This window comes from Ectothiorhodospira sp. 9100 (assembly GCF_022227565.1).
GTDB classification, from domain to species: domain Bacteria; phylum Pseudomonadota; class Gammaproteobacteria; order Ectothiorhodospirales; family Ectothiorhodospiraceae; genus Ectothiorhodospira; species Ectothiorhodospira marina.
In genome coordinates, this window is record NZ_JAJNAN010000161.1 from 1 (window position 1) to 318 (window position 318).

The 318-nt window shown below is 61.9% G+C and carries 1 pseudogene; it reads left to right on the forward strand.

What is annotated here, in order from left to right:
- Positions 1-318: pseudogene (locus LPW29_RS15445) on the forward strand (transposase); the annotation flags it as partial.

Consider the following 318-nt stretch of genomic DNA (forward strand, 5'->3'; position numbering starts at 1 on the left):
TGCCAACGCGGAGGACAAGGTGCGGGGGCGGTTCTGGGAGGGGCGTTTCAAGAGTCAGGCACTACTGGACGAACAGGCGTTGCTGGCCGCCATGAGCTATGTTGATCTGAATCCGATTCGGGCGGGGGGGTGTGAGGGCCTGGAGGACAGCACGTACACCTCCATCGCCCGCCGATTGAGTCAACCTCAGGAAGAGGCCACGGCCACCCAGGTGGGTGAGGTCGTGCCCGAGCGCGAGGATGACTGCCCTCCCCTGCTTCACAAAACCAACACAAACACCCCCACAGACCCGGCCATCATCAGTGGCATCTTCAATAG